The following is a 22,852-nucleotide window of genomic DNA, read 5'->3' as shown; positions in this document are numbered from 1 at the left end:
GTACTAGGCGCGTTTGCGGAGGTCGACAAAACCGTGCCGACGTGCGTACGCTGTACGCACGTCGGCCGCAGCGCGCGGGAACCAAGTCGCGCGGGGGAACCAAGTCGGACCGACTAGCCTTAGCGCCAAGCAGCCGACCATGGAGAGGCAGATGACGACCGCTGTGTCCAGCATGATGACCCCCGACGTCCGCAACGGGATCGATTTCAAGGTGGCGGACCTTTCCCTGGCCGAGGTCGGCCGCAAGGAGATTCGCCTCGCCGAGCACGAGATGCCGGGCCTGATGGCGCTGCGTCGCGAGTACCACGACGTGCAGCCGCTCAAGGGCGCGCGGATCTCCGGCTCGCTGCACATGACCGTTCAGACCGCCGTGCTCATCGAGACCCTGGTGTCCCTCGGCGCCGAGGTGCGCTGGGCCTCCTGCAATATCTTCTCCACCCAGGACCACGCGGCCGCCGCGGTGGTGGTCGGCCCGCACGGCACCGTCGACGAGCCCAAGGGCACCCCGGTTTTCGCCTGGAAGGGCGAGAGCCTCGAGGAGTACTGGTGGGCCGCCGAGCAGATGCTGACCTGGCCGGGTGAGCCCGCCAACATGATCCTCGACGACGGCGGCGACGCCACCATGCTGGTGCTGCGCGGCGCGCAGTTCGAGAAGTCCGGTGTGGTGCCGCCCGAGGACGAGACCCACTCGGCCGAGTACAAGGTGTTCCTGAACCTGTTGCGCGCCAGCCTCGAAGCCGATCGGGGCAAGTGGGGCAAGATCGCCGAGTCGGTGCAGGGCGTCACCGAGGAGACCACCACCGGTGTGCTGCGGCTGTACCAGTTCGCCGCCGCGGGTGAGCTCGTCTTCCCGGCCATCAATGTCAACGACTCGGTCACCAAGTCGAAGTTCGACAACAAGTACGGCACCCGCCACTCGCTCATCGACGGCATCAACCGCGGCACCGATGTACTCATCGGCGGCAAGAAGGTGCTGATCTGCGGTTACGGCGACGTGGGCAAGGGCTGCGCGGAGGCGATGGCCGGGCAGGGCGCGCGCGTGCAGGTCACCGAGATCGACCCGATCAACGCGCTGCAGGCGCTGATGGACGGCTTCGACGTGGTCACCGTGGAGCAGGCCATCGGCGAGGCCGACATCGTCATCACCTCCACGGGCAACAAGGACATCATCCTGCTCGACCACATGAAGGCGATGAAGGACCAGGCCATCCTGGGCAATATCGGTCACTTCGACAACGAGATCGACATGGCCGCCCTGGAGCGCTCCGGCGCGGATCGGCTCAACATCAAGCCGCAGGTGGACCTCTGGACCTTCAAGGAGTCCGGCAAGTCCATCATCGTGCTGTCCGAGGGCCGTCTGCTCAACCTGGGCAATGCCACCGGCCACCCCTCCTTCGTCATGTCGAACTCGTTCTCCAATCAGGTCATCGCGCAGATCGAGCTGTGGACCAAGCCCGACGAGTACGACAACGAGGTCTACCGCCTGCCCAAGGCGCTCGACGAGAAGGTCGCGCGCATCCACGTCGAGGCACTCGGCGGCACCCTGACCAAGCTCACCAAGGACCAGGCCGAGTACATCGGCGTGGACGTGGAGGGCCCGTACAAGCCGGAGCACTACCGCTACTGAGCGGAATCCTGCTGTAGGAGCTGACGATTCGGCCGGTCGCCCACGGGTGATCGGCCGAATCTCGTTCGCGGTGGCCGGAATCCGGCTCGAATCCGAGCGCTAGTTCGGCTGGAACCCGCGGGGCTTGCAATAGGCGGTGTCGGGATACCAGGTGCCGCCCTGCGCTTGGCAGAAGAACTGACTTGCCATTCTGGACAGGCCGGATCCCGATGTCAGCGCGGATGACCCGGAGTTGAGGGCCGAGGAGCCCGGCGACATGGACAAGCCCAAGAGCGGGGACGTCATGTCCGCGGAGGAGCCGTACTCCGACACCGGCGCGGGGGAGTCCGCGGCGGCGGTGCCGGTGGCGAGGGCGGCGGCAGCCGCGCACGCGGCGAGTACGAGGGGGAGGCGGTGTGCCAGGGCCGTTTTCATCGGGTCTCCTCGGTGTTGCGGTGACCCACACTCTAAAGTGAACACGTTTCAGAAATCTGCCGTGATTTTCCGGGGCACGGGGTGGGGTGGAAATGGCTGTGCCGCCGACCCTTTCGGTCGGCGGCACAGGGTGTTCGCAGATCAGACGCAGATGTCCACGATGGGGAACCACTGCTTGCCCTGGAGGGTGCAGAGGGTCGCGTTGATAAGTTCGCTGGCGCTGGAACCGGTGCCGCCGATATTGCTCGAGCCCGAGCCGCCGGAGCCCGAGGGGACGGACGAGCCCGACGGGATGAGCGACGAGCCGGAGTTGGCGACCGGGGCGGCGGGTGCGGGTTCCAGGGTGAGCGGAGCTGCCGACGCGGTGCCCGCCGCGGAAAGAGCGGCGGCGGTGATGGCGACGGCGGCCAACGGGTATGTGAAGCGAGACTTCATCAGGTTGCTCTCCTTGCAGGGGGAGTTGTGGCTCGGACCCTACAAGAACTGACTGGCTCACGTTTCGAATTTGGCCGGGTTATTTGTGGAAGGACTTGGGCAGGGGGTAGCCCTTGTCGCCCATGACCTCTCGCGCGCGGTTGGGGTAGTCGGTGATGATGCCGTCCATACCCTCATCGAGGACCTTGCCGATGGCGTCCTTGTCGTTCACGGTCCAGGGGACGATCTTGATGCCCAGATCGTGTGCCTTGCGGGCGTATTCGGCGGTGATCGACGGCATCTTGTAGTCCGGCGACGAAATGTCCGCGCCCAGTGCCTTGATCGCGCCCAGCGCGTCGTCGGCGTGGTCCTCGTAGCGAATCGGGCCGAGCCAGGCGCTGTTCGGCTTGAAGGTGGAATCGTCGTAGAGCGCCACCGTCGGGATGGCCGGGTTCTTCGCCTTCACCAGCGGCAGGCTGCGCCAGTCGAAGGATTGGATCTCCACCTTGTCGGTGGCCCCGGCCGCCGCGACGGCGTCGAGGATGACGCCCACGAATTCCTCGGGCGCGGCGGACTGTTCGGGGTGTTCGGCCTCGACCTTGGTCTCCACGTTGTAGCGCAGCGCCGCGAACGCGCCCGGGTAGGTCTTCACCAGATCGAACAGCTCGGGCAGTTTGGCGATCCTGTTGCCCGGGAGTTCCTGCGCCTCGGGGAAACCCGCCAGCTTCTTGCCGCAGTCGAGGGTGTGGACCTGGTCGTAGGTCAGATCGTGCACCAGCTTGCCGACGTAGGGGTACTGCTGGTCGTCGGGGAAGGCCGGGGCGGTGTCGGTGCACTTCTCGGCCTGGATGGCCGGGTCGTGCCAGATCAGCGGGACCTTGTCCGCGGTCAGCACGATGTCGAGTTCCAGTGTGGAGACGCCCAGTTCGACGGCCTTGGCGAAGCCGGGCAGCGACTCCTCGATGGTCATGCCCCGGCCGCCGCGGTGGGCCTGCAGGTCGAAGGTCCGGTTGGGGTCGGCGACGGGGCTGGTGGTGGATGAGCTCTGGTCGCCGGAACCGCTGCCGCAACCCGCCGATCCGATGGCGGCAACCGTCACTCCGAACGCTACAAAAGCACGCTTGAACTGCACTGACTTGACGCCGATGGAAGTCATGGCCGGACTATAGCGAGAGGTTCGGTAGGCTCCCCCGCATGGGTGTACTGGTGGCGGTGGAAGGGCTCGACGGCGCGGGCAAGCGCACGTTGACCGATGCCGTGGTGGCCGGGCTGACCGACCGCGGACTGCGCGTCGCGACTCTCGCCTTCCCGCGCTATACCGTCTCCGTGCACGCCGATCTGGCGGCCGAGGCGCTGCGCGGCGGCCACGGAGATACCGCCCAGTCTGTGAACGCCATGGCGCTGCTGTTCGCCCTCGACCGTGGCTACAACCGCGACGAACTCTCGAAACTGCTGGCGGACAACGACATCGTGCTACTCGACCGCTACGTGGCCTCCAATGCCGCCTACTCGGCCGCCCGCCTGAACCAGGACGCGCACGGTGAAATCGTGGCCTGGATCGAGGAATTGGAGTTCGAGCGCTTCGGTTTGCCTGCCCCGGATGTCCAGATTCTGCTGGATGTCCCCGTCGATGTGGCCGAGGAGCGCGCCCGCCTGCGCGGCGAGGCCGACAGCTCCCGTGCGCTGGACGCATACGAGAAAGACGGCGGACTGCAGCGGCGCACCGGTAATGTCTACCGTGAGCTGGCCGAAATCAACTGGCACGGAGTGTGGTGGGTGCATCGGAGCGGTGACGATCCGGCAACACTCGTCGCGCGCCTGGCGGAAATTGTTGCTGGATAGGGTTGGATGTGCGCCGACAGGTCACGAGTGTTGGCGTGGCGGCCGAATCAGAGCCGGAGAGGTGACAAACTAGACGTTATGAAGCCGAAGATTCTGGTCGTCGACGACGATATGGCTCTCGCGGAGATGCTCACGATCGTCTTGCGCGGTGAGGGTTTCGACCCCCACGTCGTCGGTGACGGCACGCAGGCGCTGACCGCGGTCCGGGAGCTGCGCCCGGATCTCGTGTTGCTGGATCTCATGCTGCCCGGCATGAACGGCATCGACGTGTGCCGGGTGTTGCGAGCCGACTCGGGAGTGCCCATCGTGATGCTGACGGCGAAGACCGATACGGTCGACGTCGTCCTGGGTTTGGAAAGCGGCGCCGACGATTACATCGTCAAGCCGTTCAAACCGAAGGAACTCGTTGCTCGCGTGCGGGCCCGCCTGCGCCGCACCGAGGAGGAGCCGCAGGAGCTGCTCTCCATCGCCGACATCGTCATCGATGTGCCCGCGCACAAGGTGACTCGCGGCGGTGCGCAGATCTCGCTGACTCCACTGGAGTTCGATCTGCTGGTGGCGCTGGCCCGCAAGCCACGCCAGGTGTTCACCCGCGAGGTGCTGTTGGAACAGGTCTGGGGTTACCGGCACGCCGCCGATACCCGCCTGGTCAATGTGCACGTGCAGCGGTTGCGCGCCAAGGTGGAGAAGGATCCGGAGAACCCTGAGATCGTCTTGACCGTCCGAGGTGTGGGCTACAAGGCCGGACCGCCGTGATCGCTGGCTCCAGAAACCGCGTTCAGCGGTGGCTGGCGGTAGTGGTGGCCTGGTTCCGCAATCTGGGCGAGCAACTGGGCCATGTTTGGCGGCGTTCGCTGCAGTTGCGTGTTGTCGTGTCCACGCTCACCCTGTCGCTGATCGTCATCACGATTCTGGGCGTCGTGCTCACGAGTCAGATCACCGACCGGTTGTTGGACGCGAAGATCAACGCGGCCGTCGAGGAGATGGGCCGTGCCCGCAATACCGTGCAGAACCAACTGACCGGTGTACACGATTCGGGGACTCAGCAGAGTCGACTGGACGATGCCCGCCGCGCGCTGTTCTCCAGCGCCGGCGGGAACCAGAGTGGCGGCGCCGCAGGCAGTTACGAGGCGGCGCTGGCCATGACGGGGGACACCGGGCAGGAGATCACCTCCGGCTCCATCCAGGAAATCCCCAGCGAGCTACGCCAATTCGTGAAGCAGCGGCAGGTCTCCTACCAGTTCGCGACGGTCTCCAGCCCGGATGGGTACAAGGGTTCGGCGCTGATCATCGGCAGCCCCTCGGCCGACATCGACTCGCTGGAGATCTATCTGATCTTCCCGCTCACCAATGAGCAACGCAGTCTCTCGCTCATGCGCGGGACCATGCTCATCGGCGGCATCGTGCTGCTGGTGCTGCTGGCCGCCATCACCGCGCTGGTGACCCGGCAGGTGGTGCTGCCCATCCGATCCGCGGCGCGCATCGCGAGTCGCTTCGCCGACGGGCGGCTCAAGGAGCGCATGCTGGTGCGCGGCGAGGACGACATGGACAGGCTGGCCATGTCGTTCAACGAGATGGCCGAAAGCCTGTCCAACCAGATCACCCAACTCGAGGAGTTCGGAAATCTGCAGCGACGCTTCACCTCCGACGTCAGCCACGAGCTACGCACGCCCTTGACCACCGTGCGCATGGCCGCCGACCTCATCCACGGATCCAGCGACGACCTGGACCCGGCGCTGGCGCGCTCGGCCGAACTGCTGGTCAACGAACTCGACCGGTTCGAGGGCCTGCTCAACGATCTGCTCGAGATCAGCCGCCACGACGCGGGCGTGGCCGAGTTGCAGGTGGAATCGCTGGACGTGCGCATGTGCGCGCGGGCCGCGGTCTCCACGGTGCGGCACCTGGCCAAGGAATCCGGCGTCGAACTGGTGGTGGACCTGCCCGAGGAACCGCTGGTCGCCGAGGTGGATCCGCGCCGCGTCGAACGCGTGCTGCGCAATCTGCTCGCCAATGCCATCGACCACAGCGAGGGCAAACCCGTGCTCATGCGCATGCGCGGTGACGTGGACGCGAACGCGGTCGGCATCGTGGTGCGCGACCAGGGCGTGGGCCTGCGGCCCGGCGAGGAGAAGCTGGTGTTCAACCGCTTCTGGCGCTCGGACCCCTCCCGCATGCGCCGCTCCGGCGGCACCGGGCTGGGCCTGTCCATCAGCGTCGAGGACGCCAACCTGCACGAGGGCAAGCTCGAAGCCTGGGGCGAGATCGGCGTGGGCGCGAGCTTCCGGCTCACCCTGCCCATGGTCCGCGGCCGCAAGCTCGGGCCCAGCCCACTGTCGTTGGAGCCGCCCAAGATTCGCGGCGCGGTCTCGCCGGAGCAACTGGCGCTGGACATCTCGGGCTCGGACCCGGCCGCCGCGGGCTCGGACCCCGCCGGTCCGGACCCGGCCGTCGCCAGCCCCGACCCGGCCATCCCGGGCTCCGACGGATCCTCCGGCACCATCGCGTCCTTCGCGGCGCTGCCGGGCGGCGGCGCGGAATCCGCCACCGCCGCACCGGAACTCGAAGCGGGCACCGGCGACCCGGCGAACTCCCCCGACGGGGAGGCCGGATTCGACTCCATCGCACCGGAATTCCCGTCGAAATCGGCCGCGGACGGGCAGTCATGAGGCGTCCCCTCACCGGCCCACGACGGGTCCTGCTGGCCGTCGTCTGCCTATTATCGCTGAGCGCCTGTGCGAGCCTGCCGGACTCCTCGGCTCCGCAGGCGCTCGGCAGCCTCGACCACCAGCCCACCAGCACCGCGCCCAATCCGCCCATCGCCGGACGGGAACCCGAGCAGCTGCTGCTGGACTTCATGGCCGCCACCGCCGATCCGACCAGCCGGCACCAGGCGGCCCGCCAGTTCCTCTCGCCCGCGGCCAATACGGCCTGGGACGACGCGGCCGCCACCACCATCGTGGACTCGCAGCCGAACACGCTGCGCGACTCCCGCAGCGGCGACTCCGCGACCTATGTGATCCGGGCCCGCAAGATCGGCGAGCTGGCCATGGACGGCTCCTACCGGGCGGCCGAGGGCACCCTGGAGACCAAGGGCGACATGGAGAAGATCGACGGAGAATGGCGGATCAAGGATCTGCCCAACGGAGTGATCGTCGAACAGGCCGCGTTCGCCAAGTCCTACCACCGGTATTCGCTGTTCTTCCCCAACCTGGCCGGGGTGGCCATGGTCCCCGACCTACGCTGGATCTCGGTCCGCAAGGACCAGCTGGCACATCGGCTGCTGAGCATGCTGGGGGAGGGCACACAGGCCGCGCCCGGGCCCGCCACCCACAATCCGATGGCCGCGCCCGTCGCGCTGCGCGGGCCCATCACCAAGGCCAATGGCGATCCGGAGAACGTCGGGGTCGGCGGCGGCGGTGTGGCCGTGGACTTCTCGGGGGTGAGTCCCGATCCGGCGGTGCGCGATCTGATGGCCGCGCAGGTGGTGCTGACCCTGTCCGGCGCCGACGTGGCCGGTCCGTACGTGCTCAATGCCGACGGCAAGCCGCTCAACGAGAAGTTCGCCAACGGCTGGCAGCGCTCGGACGTGGAGGGCCGCAGCCCGGACGTCATCGCCCGCAATCGCGTCGGGCTGCACGCCGTGCGCGACGGCTTGCTGGTGGCGGTCGTCGACTCCGCGATCACGCCCGCCCCCGGCTATTTCGGCACCACGCACACCCTGCAGTCGGTGGGACTGTCGCCGGACGGGCAACTGGTGGCCGCGGTCGCCAAGTCCGGGCGGCCCGACCCGGAACCCGAGCGCACGCTGGTCATCGGAACCTATGACGGCCAGGGCTTCCCGGTCGCCACCGGCGGCACCTTCACCCGGCCCTCCTGGCCCGCCGACGGCAGTTCGGCCTGGTCGGTGGTGGACGGGGACCGGGTGATCCGGGCGGTGCTCGATCGCACCACCGGCAATGTCTCGGTGCAGGACGTCGACATCACCGAACTGGTGGCGGCGGCGGCCAATTCGACCTCCCCGCGCACGCCCATCACCGAGCTGCGCATCTCGCCGTCCGGGGCGCGGGCGGCGCTCATCGCCAACGGCAAGGTGTACGTGGCCGTGGTGGTGCCGCAGCCGAACGGGAAGTTCTCGCTGACCTCGCCGCTGCCGCTGGCCATCGGGCTGAGCACGCCCGCGGTCTCGCTGGACTGGTTCACCGACGAGAAGGTCATCGTGGGCCGCGACGGCAATGTGGACCCGGTGGCCGGGGTGCTGGTGGACGGCTCCGAATTCCGCGCCCAGACTTCGCAGAACCTCACCCCGCCGGTGCGCGTGGTGAGCGCCGCGCCGGATTCGGAGTACGTGGCCGACTCGCGCACGGTGCTGGAGCTGACCCGCAATCCCGAAGGGCGCGAGGACTACTGGCGCGAAGTTCCGGGATTGGGAGCCAACGCGGTTCCGGTCCTGCCCGGCTAGGCGCACATTGAGGGGCATGGGGGAGCTGCTGGATCTGCTCCTGCCGCGCTCGTGCGGCGGGTGCGGGCGGGCCGGGACGGGGTGGTGCGCGGACTGCGCGGGCGCGCTGTCCGGGCCGCCCCTCCGGATCCGCCCGCGGGCCGATCCCGGGGTGCCGTGCTGGGCGCTGGCGGCCTATCGGGGCGCGCCGCGGGCGGCGGTGCTGGCCGTCAAGGAGCATTACCGGTGGGACCTGACAAAGCCGTTGGGGTTCGCCTTGGCCAGGGGACTGGATCATTTGCGGGACACCGGCCGTCCGCTGATTCTGGTTCCCGCGCCCAGCCGGCGCGTGGCGGCGCGCAGGCGGGGAGGCGATCCTGTGGCGCGTTCCGCGATCGTCGCGGCGGGTTGGCTACCGGATTGCCGACTGGTACGGATGTTGCGCATGCGGCCAGGTGTGCGTGACTCGGTGGGCCTCGGGCACAGCGATCGCCAGCACAATCTGCACGGGCGGATCATGGTAGCCACCACCCGGCCAACGGGTGCCCTGTTTCCGGCAAATGCCGAGGTAGTGCTGATCGATGACGTGTTGACCACCGGTGTCACGGTGCGCGAATCGGTGCGTGCGCTGGCTGATGCGGGTGTGACAGTTCGTGCCGCGCTGGTTACTTGCACGGCTTGATTCTTCGAAATTTGCGTGAACACTGGCGGACGGGTCGCTGGCGCACTAGGTTGGCGATCAGACACCCGAACCGCAAGTTTGGAGGTGGCGCCTCGGACATATGTGCCGAGCGAATCATTTCGATCGGCACACGTTTCAATCCCGCCGCACGAGCGGCTTGTGCGGCCAGATCCGGGAGGTACGCGTGACGACTACTTCACGACTCTCAGCGAAGAACGCAGACACCGCGGTGCTGCTGGATGACGAATTCATCCCAGACGAATCCATGCCCCCTCGGGCGACCAACGCGGATGTCGTGGTCAAGGGCAGGACCCTCGGCGAGGGTGGAGTTCCCGACCATTTCCGAATTCACGTGGCGGACAAGCTCGCTCGGCTCGAGCGCTTCGACCCCACCATTTATCTCTTCGACGTGGAGCTCACCCACGAACGCAACCGTCGTCAACGCAAGAACTGCCAGCGAATAGAAATCACCGCCCGCGGCAAGGGTCCGGTGGTCCGGGCCGAAGCCTGCGCGGACAGCTTCTACGCGGCCCTCGAGCTCGCGGTCGAGAAGCTGGAGAGCCGGTTGCGCCGGCTCAAGGATCGCCGTCGCGTACATCATGGGGACCAGACGCCGATCTCGGTGTCGGAAGCGACCGCGGGCCTGCTCGACGACTCGCTGTTCGCCGCGAACGGCGGCGTCGCCCACGAGCATTCGGCCGACGAGGCGGAGGGTGAATCCGCCGGTCCCGGCCATGTGGTGCGAGTCAAGCAGCACCCCGCCATCCCCATGACGGTCGATGACGCCCTCTATCAGATGGAGCTCGTCGGCCACGATTTCTTCATGTTCCAGGACAAGGAGACCGACCGACCGTCGGTCGTCTACCGTCGCCACGCCTTCGACTACGGCCTCATCCGGCTCGCGTAGTCAGGTACAACTCTCGAAGCTCTCAGGGGGCTTCGCCCCCGAACCCCCACAAGGATTACCCGGGGGCCAGGCCCCCGGACCCCCAAGAAGCTCGAGAGTCGTTCAGGTCATCCACTTTCGACCGGGGTCTAGGGACAAGGCCCCGGTCGCCTGTTGCTTCGGCACCGGTTGACTGTCGCCTGGCACACTCTTGCTGTTACGGAGTGTATCAGTTAAAACTGTGCCATGGCTACCAAGGGCGCTCGCCGTGCCGTCATCGTCGCCGGGGCGCGGACCCCGTTCGTGCGGGCATTCAGTGAATTCACTCGGATGGACTCCATCGACCTCGCCGACACCGCGGTGCGCGGGCTGCTGGAACGGACCGGGCTGCCCAAGCCGGACGTGCAGGCGATCGTGTGGGGCGGGGTGATTCTGCCGAGCGGCTCGCCGAACATCGCGCGTGAGATCGCGCTCGATCTCGAACTCGACCCGGGCTGTGAGGGTTACACCGTCACCCGGGCCTGCGCGTCCGGGCTGCAGGCCGTGGTGTCGGCGGCGGCCGCCATCGAGCGCGGCGAGTACGACATCATGGTCGCGGGCGGCAGCGACTCCACCAGCAATGCCGAGGTCAAGCTCCCGCAGAAGCTGGTGCACGCCGCCGCGCCGCTGGCCCTGGGCAAGCCCAAGCCCAAGGACTACCTCACCGCCGCAACGCAACTCGCGCCCTTCTTCGACCTGGTGCCGCGGCGGCCGCAGATCGCCGAGCGCACCACCGGCGAGGTCATGGGCGAATCCGCCGAGAAGATGGCCCGCATCCACGGCATCACCCGCGGCGCGCAGGACATGTTCGCCGCCACCTCCCACCACCGCGCCGCCGCCGCCATCGAATCCGGGCGCTTCGACCGCGAGGTGCTCTCGGTCCGCACCCCCGACGGCCGCTCCGTCTCCCGCGACGGCCTCGTCCGCAGCGACACCAGCCTGGCCAAACTCGCCAAGCTCGCACCGGTTTTCGACGAGCACGGCACCGTCACCGCGGGCAACTCCAGCCCCCTCACCGACGGCGCGTCGGCGGTGCTGCTCATGAGCGAGGAGAAGGCCCGGGCCCTCGGTTACCAGCCCCTGGCCGCCTTCCGGTCCTGGAGCTTCGTCAGCGTCGACCCCCGCGACCAGGTGCTGATCGGCCCCGCCATCTCCATGCCCCGAGCCCTCGACAAGGCCGGAATGTCGCTGTCCGACATCGATTTCGTCGATATCCACGAGGCCTTCGCCGCCCAGACCCTGTCCGTCGTCTCCGCCCTGGCCAGCCACGAGTGGGCCAAGACCCGCCTCGACCGCGACACCGCCGTCGGCGAAATCGACCCCGCCACCCTCAACGTCCACGGCGGCTCCCTCTCCCTGGGCCACCCCTTCGGCGCGACCGGCGCCCGCATGGTCACCACCATGGCCAACGAACTGGCCCTGACCGGCAAATCCACCGCCCTCCTCGGCATCTGCGCCGCGGGCGGCATCGGAGCCTCGGCCGTCCTCGAGCGCGTCTAGCCGGCTCACCTGCGCCTCTTCGGTCGCGCCGCCGCGTAGGTGACGGCGCGAAAAAGTTGTGATGCCCCGGTCTCGAATAGGTATTACTGGGGAAACGATGAGGGCGGAGGCGGGGCATGGTTGGCAGAGCTTTGATCACCGCCGCGGCCCTCGCCCTGGTCACGGGCGTTCTCGGCGCGGGAATGGCCGGGGCCCATCCGGTTTCGGTTCCCGCGACCGGTTCCGAGCTGGGCGGGCAGCTCTCGGACGGGAGTCTGAATGTGCTGCTGCGCGATGCCCATCGGCATGCGGGTGAACGATATTCGGTGTACGGGCTGGTGTATTCGGATGCGGCGGTGTGGACGCTGGCCTTCGTGAGCGGCGGGCCGACCGAGTTCTACACGATCGATGGCTCGCGGGTCGAACTCACCGGACCGGCGAGTGCGGCCGTGGCACAGGGCGATGTCTTCACCGGGACCATCACCCTCACGGGGCGAGCAGATTCGGGTGATCCCGTGGTTGTCCTGGACGGGGTCTCGGTGATCGGGCATCGCGCCGGTGACGCCCTGCGCTGACGCGCCCGGCCCATCGGAAGGATCGCGGCCGGAAACACCTCCGGTGCGACAATCACGTTCGTGGCATTCCGGGAGTGGAAGCAGGCGGTGTCGCACGGTGACAGCGACCGGGCCATCGCCGCGCGGATGGGCACCAATCAGATGCGGGTCTCCCGGCATCTGAGCGGCGACTCGCCGGTGGCCGAGACGGTCATCGCGTTCAGCCGCACCTACGGCGTCAGCCCGGTCGAGGGGTTGATCGCGGCGGGATTCCTCACCCGTGATGATGTGCGGCGCGCCGCGCTGGTCGAGGCACTGCGTGAGGCGACCGGGGCGGAGTTGGCCGCGGAAGTGACCCGGCGGCTCGTCGAACCCGAGTAGCGCAAATCCGGTGCTCTGTGGGTCACATGTGACGGACAGGGCAATTTCGCCTGACCTCCTTGCCGCTACCTGCCGATTCGTTGTTGAAAAGTGCGCTTTTCATGGCGTGGGTCACGCGGTTTACTGAGTGGGCTCATTTTTGGCAGACGACCAGTTATGCCTAATGCCGGTAGTGGATCCGGTGTGACCGCGATACCCGCCCTCCACCGGATGCGTTTCGAAAAGAACTACGCATGTGAAAGCCGGTAATCCCGATGTCTGTTCGCAAGATCGTTCTCTCCTCGGTCGTCGCCGTTCCCGTCGCCACCGCCATCGTGCTGGCCGGAGCCGGAACCGCCTCCGCCGCGACCGTTTCCAATGATCCCGCCCCCGCCCCCGTGGCCGATGTGCAGCGTGACCCCACCACCGGAATCCCGGTCGACACCCTGAACCGCATGGGCCAGGACGCCGCCATCGGCGCGGGCGTCGGGTACGCCACCGCTCCGCAGCACTGAGTCCTGCCGCCGACGAAACCCCGATCCGCTTGTGCGGGCCGGGGTTTCGTGGCGTGTGCGGCTAGTCGTCGGCGCGGGGGGTGAATCGTTCCCAGTGGATGGCGGATTCGAGGGGGCGGCGGGTGCGCCAGCCGAAGCGCTCGAGGTCGGGGATCTGCTGGAATTCGTGGACGGGGCCGACGCAGAGCCAGGCGACCGGTTTGACGCCGGTGGGCAGGACCAGGAGGTCGGTGAGGAAGGGCTCGTCGTAGAAGCTGACCCAGCCGACGCCCACGCCCTCGGCGGTGGCGGCCAGCCAGAGGTTCTGGACGGCCAGGATGGTGGAGTAGATGCCGGTCTCGGGGACGGTGGCGCGGCCCAGGACGTGGGTGCCGCCGCGGGCCTGATTGTGGGTCACCACAATGCCGGTGCCGCTCTCGACAATGCCCTCGATCTTGATCGGGTTGAAGGTGTCGGCCCGATCCGCCGGGAGGGAATCGTGGAATTCCTGGCGCTTCTGCGCGACATGGTCCGCGAATTTGGTGCGGGTGGCCGGATCCCGCAGCACCACGAAGTCCCACGGCATGGAATTGCCGACGCTGGGCGCGCGATGGGCGGCCTCGAGAATTCGCAGCAGGGTCGCGTCGTCCACCACCTCGCCGGAGAATTCGGCGCGGACGTCACGGCGCAATTTGATGGCGTCGTAGACGCTCAGACATTCGGTGGGGCCATCGGGACCTGCGGAACACATGGGCACCAGTCAACCACGGCGGCCGAATGGCAAAAGAAAGCCCCCACCGAATTGTCGGCGGGGGCTTTCGGGTCATCGGCTCAGCTCGCCAGCGCGGGCTCGCGGCGGCGGGCCAGCTTGCGGCGGCCCTCGGCCAGCGTGGTGCGCAGGCCGCGACGGCGGCCGGTCATCGGATCGATGGTGGTCTCGCCGCCGAAGACCTTCTCGGACTTGGTTTCCGGGGCGTCATCGGTGGAGCGGCGCAGGTACTTGTTGGGCAGCGACAGCTTCATGATGGTGCGCCACGACTTGGCGTACTGCACCGGCAGCGAACCGGTGGTGTAGGGCAGGTCGTACTTCTCGCACAGGGCGCGCACCCGAACGGCGATGTCGCCCAGGCGATTCGACGGGATGTCCGGGTACAGGTGGTGCTCGATCTGGTGCGAGAGGTTGCCGGTCATGAAGTGCATGAGCGGGCCGCCGGAGATATTGGCCGAGCCCAGCATCTGGCGCAGGTACCACTCGGCCTGGGTCTCGTTGTCGCAGTCGAACTTGGTGAATTTCTCTGCGCCGTCGGGGAAGTGGCCGCAGAAGATGACCGCGTTGGTCCACACGTTGCGGACCACATTGGCGGCCAGGTTCGCGGTCAGCGTGCCCAGGAACGCCGGGCCGGTGAGCAGCGGGAAGATCAGGTAGTCCTTGGCGGCCTGCTTGCCGATCTTCTCGAGAACCGTCTTGCGGTCCTCCTCGAACTGCTTGCGCTCGGGGGAATCCTCGGCCCACTTCTTCTTGGCGACCTTGCCGAGCTCCAGATGCTGGATGGCGACACCGTATTCGAAGAACATCTGCAGCAGCAGGTTGTACACCGGCTGCCCCAGGTAGAACGGCGACCAGCGCTGATCCCGGGTGACGCGCAGCAGGCCGTAGCCGATGTCGTCGTCCATGCCCAGCACATTGGTGTACTTGTGGTGCAGGAAGTTGTGGGTGATCTTCCAGTGTGCGGAGGGACCCGCGTTGTCCCATTCCCACTTGGTGGAGTGGATCTCCGGATCGTTCATCCAGTCCCACTGCCCGTGCATCACATTGTGGCCGATCTCCATGTTCTCGATGATCTTGGCGGTACCCAGCAGGGCCACGCCGGCCAGCCACGCGGGCGGGAACAGACTCGCGAAAAGCACGGCGCGGCCACTGATTTCGAGGCCGCGCTGGAGACGGATCACATTGCGGATGTAACGGGCGTCCTGCGCGCCCAGGGACGATTCGACCTCGCGGCGGATGGCGTCTAGCTCCGCCCCGATCGCGTCGACGTCCTCCGGGGTGAGGTGCGCGTATTCCTTGACATCCGAGATCGCCATGCTGGTTACAGTACCGTAAGTTACGGTCCCGTAGGTTGGCCTGAAACGAATCTTTAACGTGTCGAACGCCGCATTGTGTTCGCGATCGGGCTCTGCTAGCGGTTGCGGCGGAGCTTACGCGAAAACCAACCGCCCCGCTGCGCTTTGTCGGTCAGCAAAGCCTTTTCCGCCCTTGCCTTTTCCTGCAGCGCCGTCTTGGCCTCGCGCAGCACTTCCTTCTCGTGCGCGGCCTTCTGCTTGAGCGCCACCTTGGCTTCCTGCATGGCCGAGCGCAGCCCGCGCCGCTCACCGGTCTCCGGGTCCAGGCCCCAGTGCGGCTGGTGCTCGGCCAGCCACTCGCTCGCGCTGTGCTCGGCCAGCCATTCACTGCCGTTCCACTGCGGCATCGACGGCAGCGAGATGCCCGCGAACTTGCGCTCGGAGGAGGTCTCCGGCGCGTCGTCGGAGGTCCGCTTGAGCCATTGGTCCGGCAGCGCCAGCTTGTGAATCGTGCGGAACGCCAACAGGTATTGCTTGCCCAGCGAGCCGGTGGTGTACGGCAGGTCGTACTTGTCGCAGAGTTCGCGCACCTTCACCGACACCTCGGGGTACCGGTTGGACGGAATGTCCGGGAACAGGTGGTGCTCGATCTGGTAGCTGAGATTGCCGCTCATGAACGCCATGACCGGGCCCGAATCGAAATTCGCGCTGCCCAGCATCTGCCGCAGGTACCACTCGCCCTGCGTCTCGTTCTCGAACTGCTCCTCGGTGAACTTCTCCGCGCCGTCGGGGAAATGGCCGCAGAAGATGACCGCGTACGCCCACAGATTGCGAATCAGGTTCGCGGTGGCATTCGCCTTCAGCGTCGACTTCCAGGCCGGACCGGTGAGCGCCGGATAGATCACGAAATCCTTCGCGACCTGCTTACCGGCCTTGCGCCAGAACGCCTTGTTCGGTTCGTTCACGAGGTGGCGCGGCGGGAAGAGCCCGGACGGCGGGATGCCCATCTGCTCCTTGGTGGCCGCCAGATCGTGCAGCGCGATGCCCCACTCGAACAGCGCGGCCAGGAACAGATTCGCGACCGGCTGCGCCAGATTGATCGGCTTCCATTCCTCGTCGCGCGTCATGCGCAGGATGCCGAAGCCCAGGTCGTCATCCATGTCGAGGATGTTGGTGTACATGTGGTGCGAATAGTTGTGCGCGGCTTTCCACTGCGCGGAAGTGCCCGTCATATCCCACTCCCAGGTGGTGGAGTGGATCTCCGGATCGTTCATCCAGTCCCATTGCCCGTGGCTGATGTTGTGCCCGAGCTCCATGTTCTCGATGATCTTGGCGACCGACAGCAGCGCGGTACCGGTGATCCAGGCCCAGCGCTTCTTGGAAGCGAACAGCGTGGCCCGGCCCGCCGCCTCGATAATCCGTTGCGCCGCAATGGTGCGCCGGATGTACTTGGCGTCACGCTCACCGAGCGACGACTCGACATCGTGTCGAATCGTATCGAGCTCATGCCCGAGCGATTCGATATCGGCCGCCGAGAGATGGGCGAACGCCTTGATATCGGTGATTGCCACCGCGCCGGTCCTTCCGTATCTAATTTGCCCTTCGCTTCGCTACGGGCGGGTTCGCGGCCCTGGAGGTCTCGTTCTTCCCTCCCTCCGCTCCCCCGCTTCGCTCCGCTCCGCTCAGTCCCGAACGAGACGGGCCGCGAACCATGACGGGATTGCTATCGAGGGTAGCGGTATCCGGGCGTTGAGGTTCGAGTGGTGTCGCGTCACACTTCGACGGTGCAGTCGCCCGCGGCGACCGAGATGCAGGTCTGGATCTTGTCGCCCGCGCGGTGCTCCTTGCCGTTGCGCAGATCGCGCGCGTGACCCTCGGTGAGGGTCACCACACAGGTCTGGCAGATGCCCATGCGGCAGCCGAACGGCATCTGCACGCCCGCGCCCTCACCGGCCTGCAGCAGCGTGGTCGCGCCGTCCACCTCGGCGCTGCGGCCGGCCTTGGCGAAGGTGACCTTGCCGCCCTCGGCGGTCGCGTTGCGCTCGATCTCGAAGCGCTCCACGTGCAGCTTGGCCTCCAGACCGGCGGTGGCCCAGTACTTCTCGATCTCGTCGAGCATGGGCAGCGGGCCGCAGGCCCAGACCTCGCGCTCGCGCCAGTCGGGGACCACCTGGTCCAGATCGGCCAGCGCGAACTTGCCCTTGTCGCCGGTCAGGTGCAGGTGCGCGGTGAAACCCGGACGGCGGTCGTGCAATTCGCGCAGCTCGTCACCGAACATGACGTCGTCGGGGGTGCGGGCCGAATGCACGTGCACGACATCCGGGACCGCGTTGCGGCGATCCATGGTGCGCAGCATGGCCATCACCGGAGTGATGCCCGAGCCCGCCGTCAGGAACAGCACCTTCGACGGCGTGGGATCGGGCAGCACGAACCCGCCCTGCGGGGCGGCCAGCCGCACGATGGTCCCGGCCGGGACGCCGGAGACGATGTGGCTGGACAGGAAGCCCTCCGGCATCGCCTTCACCGCGATGGAGATGAGCCGCTTGCCCTTGTGGGTCCCGTCGCCGCTCCAATTCGGCGGGCAGGTCAGCGAATACGAGCGCCAGTGCCAGCGGCCGTCCACCAGCACGCCGATGCCGATGTACTGGCCCGGCTGGAATTTGAAGTCGAAGCCCCAGCCCGGCTTGATCACCAGGGTCGCCGAATCGGCGGTCTCCTTGCGGACCTCCACGATGCGGCCGCGCAGCTCGCGCGCGGACCAGAGCGGGTTGATCAGGTGCGCGTAGTCGTCGGGCAGCAGGGGAGTGGTGATCCGCGCGGCCGCGCCGCGCAGCGTGTCGAGGGGAGTCCGCCCGGCGTTGCCGCCTTCGGTCACGGGGGCCTCCAGCCAATCCCGCAGCCCCCGCACGGAGAATCCACCACTCTTCGATGCCATATCCCGGAACGCTTTCTGTCGTCGTGCACGCTGGTCGGCGCTTCGTCGCGCGCAATGTCGCCCATGTGATGGGCGGCAGTCACAGCAAGGTTACGGCATCGTAGGTTACGGTGCCGTCGGCGACGCTGGATCACCGCGCGCCCGATTGCCCGGGGGTGTCGTCGTGGCTGATCGGGACCGTGTAGTCGACGGTGGTGCCCTGCCCGGCCCGGCTGCGGATGCCGACGGTTCCGCCCTGGGCCTCCACCAGTTGTTTGCAGATGTACAGACCGAGCCCGGTACCGGCGGACCGGTTCGTATCCTCCGAGACGATGCGGTGGTATTTGCCGAACAGTCCGGGGATCTCGGGTTCCGGGATGCCGATGCCGTGATCGGTGACCCGCACCCGCAGCAGCTCCGCCTCCACCGTGACCGTCACCGCCACCGGGGTGTCGGCCGCGGAGAACTTGAAGGTATTGCCGAGCAGGTTCGCCAGAATCTGCTCCTGCCGCAGCCGATCCGCGCGCGCCCGCGGGCAGTCGGCCGGAATGTCGAGGTCGATGTGACGGTCCGCGGCCGCCGCCACCTCGGTCGCGGTGCGGCCGACGATGGTGGCGAGATCGGTCGGCCGGATCCGCAGGCGCAGCGTGCCCGACTCGATGGCGGCGGCATCGAGTATCTCCTCGATGAGCAGGTTCATCTCCTCGAGATTGCGGCTCATCACCGCCAGCCGCCAGCGGCGATCATCATCGTCGGCACGGGCCAGCAGGGCGGCGGTGAACGAGGCCACCACGCTCAGCGGCGAGCGCAGATCATGGCACAGCTGGGCGACGAATTCGCTACGGGTGGAGTCGAGTCGGTGCAGCCGATCGGCGGCGCGCCGCGCCTCCCGCCAGGCCGCCTCGGCCGCTTCCAGATCGGTCTGCAGGCGCCGGCGCGCCTGGTGCATCCGGGCCAGGACGTGCTGGCGGTCGATGGCGTAGCGCAGGGTCCGCGCCAGTGTGTCGGGCCGCATCGTGTTCTTGAACAGGAAATCCTGCGCCCCGTAGGTCACCGCGGTGTCGGCGTAGGGACCGGGTGCGCCCCCGGTGAGCGCCACCACCGGCAGTGCCGGAGCATTCGCGCGCAACCGGTGCAGGCCCTCGAAGCCGCGCGCGTCGGGCAGCCCGAGATCCAGCAGCACCACGTCCGTCGGCGCTGCCGCGATGCGGTCGAGCCCACCGGCGAGCGTCCCCGCGACGGTCAGCTCGAACGGCGGCTCGACGGACGCCGCCAGCGCCGCCCGGACCAGTCCGGCATCACCCGGATTGTCCTCGATCAGCAGAACCCGAATCGGCTTGGCGTTCATGGCGACGGCGACCGCGTGCACATGCTCATGGTGAATCCTCCTCGGGTCCGGCCCGATCGGGGATGGTGAAGTAGAACGTCGAACCCTGCCCGCGAGCGGATTCCACCCAGATCTGCCCGCGGTGGCGTTCCACGATTCGTTTGGCGATGGCGAGCCCGAGCCCGGTTCCCGGATACCGCTGCGGATCCAGGCGCTGGAACGCGTCGAAGACGCGCTCGCACTGTGCCGCTTCGATGCCGATGCCGTTGTCGCGCACGAACAGTCGCCACTGGTCGCCGATGCGCTGCGCGCCGAGATGGACGACGGGGGTGTGGTCGCCGGAGAACTTGATGGCATTCGACACCAGGTTCTCGAGCAACCGCACCAGCTGTCCGGCATCCGCGGGCAGCGTGGGCAGCGGGTCGTGGGTGACCACCGCGCCGGTGTTCGCGCGAAGCACGGTCAGATCGGCCAGCGCGTGTGCCAGTGCCCGCTCACCGTCGGTGGGGCCCGGATCCAGGTCCGCGGAAGTGACCCGGGAGTAATCCAGCAGATCGTCGATGAGGGCCCGCATCCGCGTGGCGGCATCGAGGGTGAAGCCGAGGTAGGCGTCGGCGTCGGCGTCCAAGCGGCCACCACAGTGCCGGGCCAGCAGCTGCGTGTAGTTGATGATCATGCGCAGCGGCTCTTGCAGGTCATGGGAGGCCGCGTAGGCGAAGGTCTCCAGCTCGGCATTGCTGCGCTCGAGTCGGTCGCGTTCGAGGCGTTCCATGATGCGGCGCTCGGTGATGTCGCGCGCGATCGAGGACGCGCCGATCACGGTGCTGTCGGCGTCCTTGATCGGCGACACGGTCAGCGAGACGTCGATCGCGGTGCCGTCCTTGCGGATTCGCAACGTCTCGTAGTGATCGACCCGTTTGCCCTCGCGGATGCGGGTCAGGATGGACTGCATCTCCCCGGGGTTGTCCGCGGCGATGAGCAGCGACACCGATTTGCCGATGATCTCCTCGGGCGTATAGCCGTACATGCGGGTGGCTGCCGGATTCCAGCTGGTGATCCGCCCGTCCAGCGTCTTGCTGAGGATGGCGTCATCGGAGGACTCGATCAAGGCTGCCAGTAACGCCAGTTGGCTCTCCATGCTCGTGTTTCCACTCGACGCCGGATCCGAACCGGGCACCGCGAGCCGGTCCGAAGGCACGACCCCCGCCCGCGAGCTCCTCCAGACATCCTAACGCCCGGCCGAATACGGAAACCGAGAATTTTCGACGGCCCTGCGCGCCGGGGCGCGAGAGCCGGATTCGCCTGTGCTACAGCAATTCCAGCAGGAACGGCAGTTCCTGCGCGGCATACCAAGCCAATTGGTGGTCCTCGGCGTCACCGAGTACGAACTCGGCGTCCGCGTCGCCCATGTCGGCGGCGTCGATCACCTCGACGGCCTTGGCCACCTCGGACTCGGCCTCGGCCAGATCCACGTGGATGGAGGCGATGCGGTCGTAGGGGATCGGGGCCGACAGGCGGACCACGGCGTCGTCGAGGTCGGGGCGCAGGGTCGCGCCGTCCACATCGGCGGCGATGACCGCGCGGCGGAAGATCGGTCCCCCGGGCGCGGCATCGGATTCGTCGCCGGGACCGCGCACGTCCGCGGCGGCCTGTTCCTCGGCGAGCAGCCGCAGTGCGGCGCGCGCCGCCTCGGCCATGGCGACCTCGGCCAGCTCCTCGTCGTCGCCGGAGGCGTACGCCTCGCGCAGGGCGGGGGTCACCGCGAAGGCGGTGTCGTTGAGGGCGCGAATCTCGCGGTCGGCGACCAGTTCCCGCAGCATCGGCACGGTGGCCGGGACATAGACCCGTAGCTTCTTCGACACGCGCGACGACTCACTGGACGCAGGCACCGAGCATCTCCTCCATCGACTCGTGCACCGAAGCGGTCAGCACCGCGATGTCCGCCATGGCGTCGCGATCGGCGGTGAGTCCGTAGAACACCCGTCCGTCGTAGGACGTGAGCCCGATGCTCAGAGCCTGAAAGCGCAGCAATGGCGACACCGGGTACATCTCCAGCATCCGCGCGCCGCCGATGTACATGGCCTGCTGCGGACCCGGCGCGTTGGTGATCACCAGATTGAACGTGCGCTCTGCAAAAGTACTCGCCGACCGCACGCTCATGGCATGCAGGCTCGCCGGAGCGAATCCGGCCATGTGCACCAGGGTCCGGGCGCGCACCCCGCGCTGATGCCGGGAATGCGCCTCGGTGGCGTGCTTGATGTGCTCCATCCGGATCACCGGATTTGGCTCGCCCACCGGCAGATCCAGCAGCATCGAGGTGACCTCGCCGGCGGGTTTGAGCTCGCCGTGCGGGCCGTCGGCGTAGACCGACATGGGCACCACCGCGCGCAGCAGATCGGCCTCGGTGAGCACCTGCCCGCGCGAGAGCAACCAGTTGCGCAGTGCGCCCGTCACCACCGCGAGGATCACGTCGTTGATGGAGCAGTCGAACCGCTTGCGGATCTTGCGGTAGTCCTCGAGATCGGTGCGCACCACCTCGAACCGGCGATTGCGCGAGGTCCGGATGTTCAGGGGGCTGTCAGGTGCGCCGATGGCCGCGGTGCGGACCATCGACACCAGCTTCTGCACCGCCTTGCCGGTGGCGTCGATCATGGAGAACGCCTCGGCCATGTGATGGCGCGCCACCTCCAGACCCTCGCGCGGCTGCGCGGCCAGATGCAGGGCCGCGCCGACCAGCAGTTCCAGATCGGCGGGCTCGCGGTGCGCGACCCAGGCGTCGTCGGCGACCTCGCGCGGGGCGATCGAGGTGTCCAGGATCACATGCCCGATCTCGAGCGCGCTGTCCCCGTCCACCAGCGCCGAATGGGTCTTGGTGAAGATCGCGCAGCGGCCCTCGGACAGGCCCTCGACCAGGTACATCTCCCATAGCGGCCGGGTGTGGTCGAGCGGGCGGGAAGCCAAGCGCGCCACCAGGTCCAGCAGCTGCTCGTCGGTGCCCGGCTCGGGCAGTGCGGAGCGGCGGATGTGATAGGTGATGTCGAAGTGGCCGTCGTCCACCCAGACCGGGCGGCCCAGCGCGAACGGGATCTCCCGCACCTTGCGGCGGTAGAGCGGCACCAGCGGCAGCCGCGATTCGACCAGCGACACCAGGCGGTCGTAATCCAGTGGCGCGCGCCCGGAATTCTCGGTCGGCCCCGGATTGCGGACGATGGCCAGGGAGCCGATGTGCATGGGGTTGCTGCTGGATTCCAGCCGGTAGAACGACGCGTCCTGCGGCGTCAGTCTGGTGATCACGCTGCCCGCTACTCCCTAGTGTCG

Annotated in this window: 22 protein-coding genes; 11 read left to right on the top strand and 11 right to left on the bottom strand. The window is 67.5% G+C overall.

Annotation, left to right across the window (positions count from 1 at the left end; all coding sequences use genetic code 11):
• Window positions 1–151 precede the first annotated feature (151 nt).
• Window positions 152–1,627, top strand: a complete 1,476-nt coding sequence (gene ahcY, locus NS2_RS28860) for an adenosylhomocysteinase (protein ID WP_033090490.1) — start codon at window positions 152–154, stop codon at window positions 1,625–1,627.
• 99 nt (window positions 1,628–1,726) lie between these two features.
• On the opposite strand, the gene NS2_RS28855 is transcribed toward ahcY, so the two are convergent.
• The 3 genes from NS2_RS28855 to NS2_RS28845 all read right to left on the bottom strand — a co-directional run bounded on the left by NS2_RS28855 (window position 1,727) and on the right by NS2_RS28845 (window position 3,611).
• Window positions 1,727–2,041, bottom strand: coding sequence for a hypothetical protein (locus tag NS2_RS28855; protein WP_033090491.1), 315 nt, complete (start codon window positions 2,039–2,041; stop codon window positions 1,727–1,729).
• Window positions 2,042–2,182: 141 nt separating this feature from the next.
• The gene (locus tag NS2_RS28850; protein WP_143161444.1) at window positions 2,183–2,476 is read right to left on the bottom strand and encodes a hypothetical protein; all 294 of its coding nucleotides are present in this window, start codon (window positions 2,474–2,476) and stop codon (window positions 2,183–2,185) included.
• 79 nt (window positions 2,477–2,555) lie between these two features.
• Entirely contained in the window at window positions 2,556–3,611 is a 1,056-nt protein-coding gene (locus tag NS2_RS28845) for a glycerophosphodiester phosphodiesterase (RefSeq protein ID WP_052086912.1), read from the bottom strand.
• Window positions 3,612–3,649: 38 nt separating this feature from the next.
• Here NS2_RS28845 and NS2_RS28840 point away from each other — a divergent pair, with 38 nt between their 5' ends.
• From NS2_RS28840 to NS2_RS28795, 10 genes are all read left to right on the top strand, one after another.
• The gene (locus NS2_RS28840) at window positions 3,650–4,297 is read left to right on the top strand and encodes a dTMP kinase (RefSeq protein ID WP_033090494.1); all 648 of its coding nucleotides are present in this window, start codon (window positions 3,650–3,652) and stop codon (window positions 4,295–4,297) included.
• Window positions 4,298–4,375: 78 nt separating this feature from the next.
• Window positions 4,376–5,053, top strand: coding sequence for an MtrAB system response regulator MtrA (mtrA, locus tag NS2_RS28835; protein ID WP_033090495.1), 678 nt, complete (start codon window positions 4,376–4,378; stop codon window positions 5,051–5,053).
• Window positions 5,054–5,097: 44 nt separating this feature from the next.
• Window positions 5,098–6,963, top strand: coding sequence for an MtrAB system histidine kinase MtrB (gene mtrB, locus NS2_RS28830; protein WP_261772321.1), 1,866 nt, complete (start codon window positions 5,098–5,100; stop codon window positions 6,961–6,963).
• A complete protein-coding gene (gene lpqB / locus NS2_RS28825) occupies window positions 6,960–8,756 on the top strand; it encodes an MtrAB system accessory lipoprotein LpqB (RefSeq protein ID WP_033090496.1) in 1,797 nt (598 codons plus the stop codon). Before mtrB ends, lpqB begins: the two co-directional genes overlap by 4 nt.
• A gap of 16 nt (window positions 8,757–8,772) precedes the next feature.
• Window positions 8,773–9,417, top strand: coding sequence for a ComF family protein (locus NS2_RS28820; protein ID WP_033090497.1), 645 nt, complete (start codon window positions 8,773–8,775; stop codon window positions 9,415–9,417).
• A gap of 265 nt (window positions 9,418–9,682) precedes the next feature.
• Complete coding sequence (hpf, locus tag NS2_RS28815; protein WP_147207356.1) at window positions 9,683–10,324, top strand: ribosome hibernation-promoting factor, HPF/YfiA family; 642 nt, start codon at window positions 9,683–9,685, stop codon at window positions 10,322–10,324.
• A gap of 225 nt (window positions 10,325–10,549) precedes the next feature.
• On the top strand, window positions 10,550–11,842 hold the full coding sequence (locus NS2_RS28810) for an acetyl-CoA C-acyltransferase (RefSeq protein WP_033090498.1): 1,293 nt from the start codon (window positions 10,550–10,552) through the stop codon (window positions 11,840–11,842).
• A 116-nt stretch (window positions 11,843–11,958) separates the two neighbouring features.
• The gene (locus tag NS2_RS28805; protein ID WP_143161443.1) at window positions 11,959–12,396 is read left to right on the top strand and encodes a hypothetical protein; all 438 of its coding nucleotides are present in this window, start codon (window positions 11,959–11,961) and stop codon (window positions 12,394–12,396) included.
• A 60-nt stretch (window positions 12,397–12,456) separates the two neighbouring features.
• A complete protein-coding gene (locus NS2_RS28800) occupies window positions 12,457–12,756 on the top strand; it encodes a hypothetical protein (protein ID WP_052086913.1) in 300 nt (99 codons plus the stop codon).
• Window positions 12,757–13,010: 254 nt separating this feature from the next.
• Window positions 13,011–13,250: a hypothetical protein gene (locus tag NS2_RS28795; protein ID WP_033090500.1), complete on the top strand. Its 240-nt coding sequence runs from the start codon at window positions 13,011–13,013 to the stop codon at window positions 13,248–13,250.
• Window positions 13,251–13,311: 61 nt separating this feature from the next.
• Here the strand turns inward: NS2_RS28795 and bluB are convergent, their stop codons facing one another.
• The 8 genes from bluB to NS2_RS28755 all read right to left on the bottom strand — a co-directional run bounded on the left by bluB (window position 13,312) and on the right by NS2_RS28755 (window position 22,828).
• Entirely contained in the window at window positions 13,312–13,944 is a 633-nt protein-coding gene (gene bluB / locus NS2_RS28790) for a 5,6-dimethylbenzimidazole synthase (protein ID WP_033090509.1), read from the bottom strand.
• A gap of 116 nt (window positions 13,945–14,060) precedes the next feature.
• Window positions 14,061–15,314 (bottom strand): fatty acid desaturase family protein, encoded by a 1,254-nt coding sequence (locus NS2_RS28785; RefSeq protein ID WP_033090501.1) that lies wholly within the window; start codon window positions 15,312–15,314, stop codon window positions 14,061–14,063.
• Window positions 15,315–15,409: 95 nt separating this feature from the next.
• Window positions 15,410–16,864, bottom strand: coding sequence for a fatty acid desaturase family protein (locus tag NS2_RS28780; protein WP_045439301.1), 1,455 nt, complete (start codon window positions 16,862–16,864; stop codon window positions 15,410–15,412).
• Window positions 16,865–17,064: 200 nt separating this feature from the next.
• Complete coding sequence (locus tag NS2_RS28775) at window positions 17,065–18,228, bottom strand: ferredoxin reductase (RefSeq protein ID WP_033090502.1); 1,164 nt, start codon at window positions 18,226–18,228, stop codon at window positions 17,065–17,067.
• 130 nt (window positions 18,229–18,358) lie between these two features.
• Window positions 18,359–19,576, bottom strand: coding sequence for an ATP-binding response regulator (locus NS2_RS28770; protein WP_147207353.1), 1,218 nt, complete (start codon window positions 19,574–19,576; stop codon window positions 18,359–18,361).
• Window positions 19,577–19,580: 4 nt separating this feature from the next.
• Window positions 19,581–20,672, bottom strand: coding sequence for a sensor histidine kinase (locus NS2_RS28765; protein ID WP_033090504.1), 1,092 nt, complete (start codon window positions 20,670–20,672; stop codon window positions 19,581–19,583).
• Window positions 20,673–20,841: 169 nt separating this feature from the next.
• On the bottom strand, window positions 20,842–21,423 hold the full coding sequence (locus NS2_RS28760) for a DUF6912 family protein (protein WP_370737322.1): 582 nt from the start codon (window positions 21,421–21,423) through the stop codon (window positions 20,842–20,844).
• Window positions 21,407–22,828, bottom strand: coding sequence for a WS/DGAT/MGAT family O-acyltransferase (locus NS2_RS28755; protein WP_033090505.1), 1,422 nt, complete (start codon window positions 22,826–22,828; stop codon window positions 21,407–21,409). The genes NS2_RS28760 and NS2_RS28755 overlap by 17 nt, the downstream gene beginning before the upstream one ends.
• Window positions 22,829–22,852: the final 24 nt, after the last annotated feature.

The organism is Nocardia seriolae NBRC 15557, from assembly GCF_007990715.1.
Classification (GTDB): Bacteria; Actinomycetota; Actinomycetes; order Mycobacteriales; family Mycobacteriaceae; genus Nocardia; species Nocardia seriolae.
Note: the sequence above shows the minus strand (reverse complement) of the source record. Positions and strands in the feature narration are given on the sequence as shown.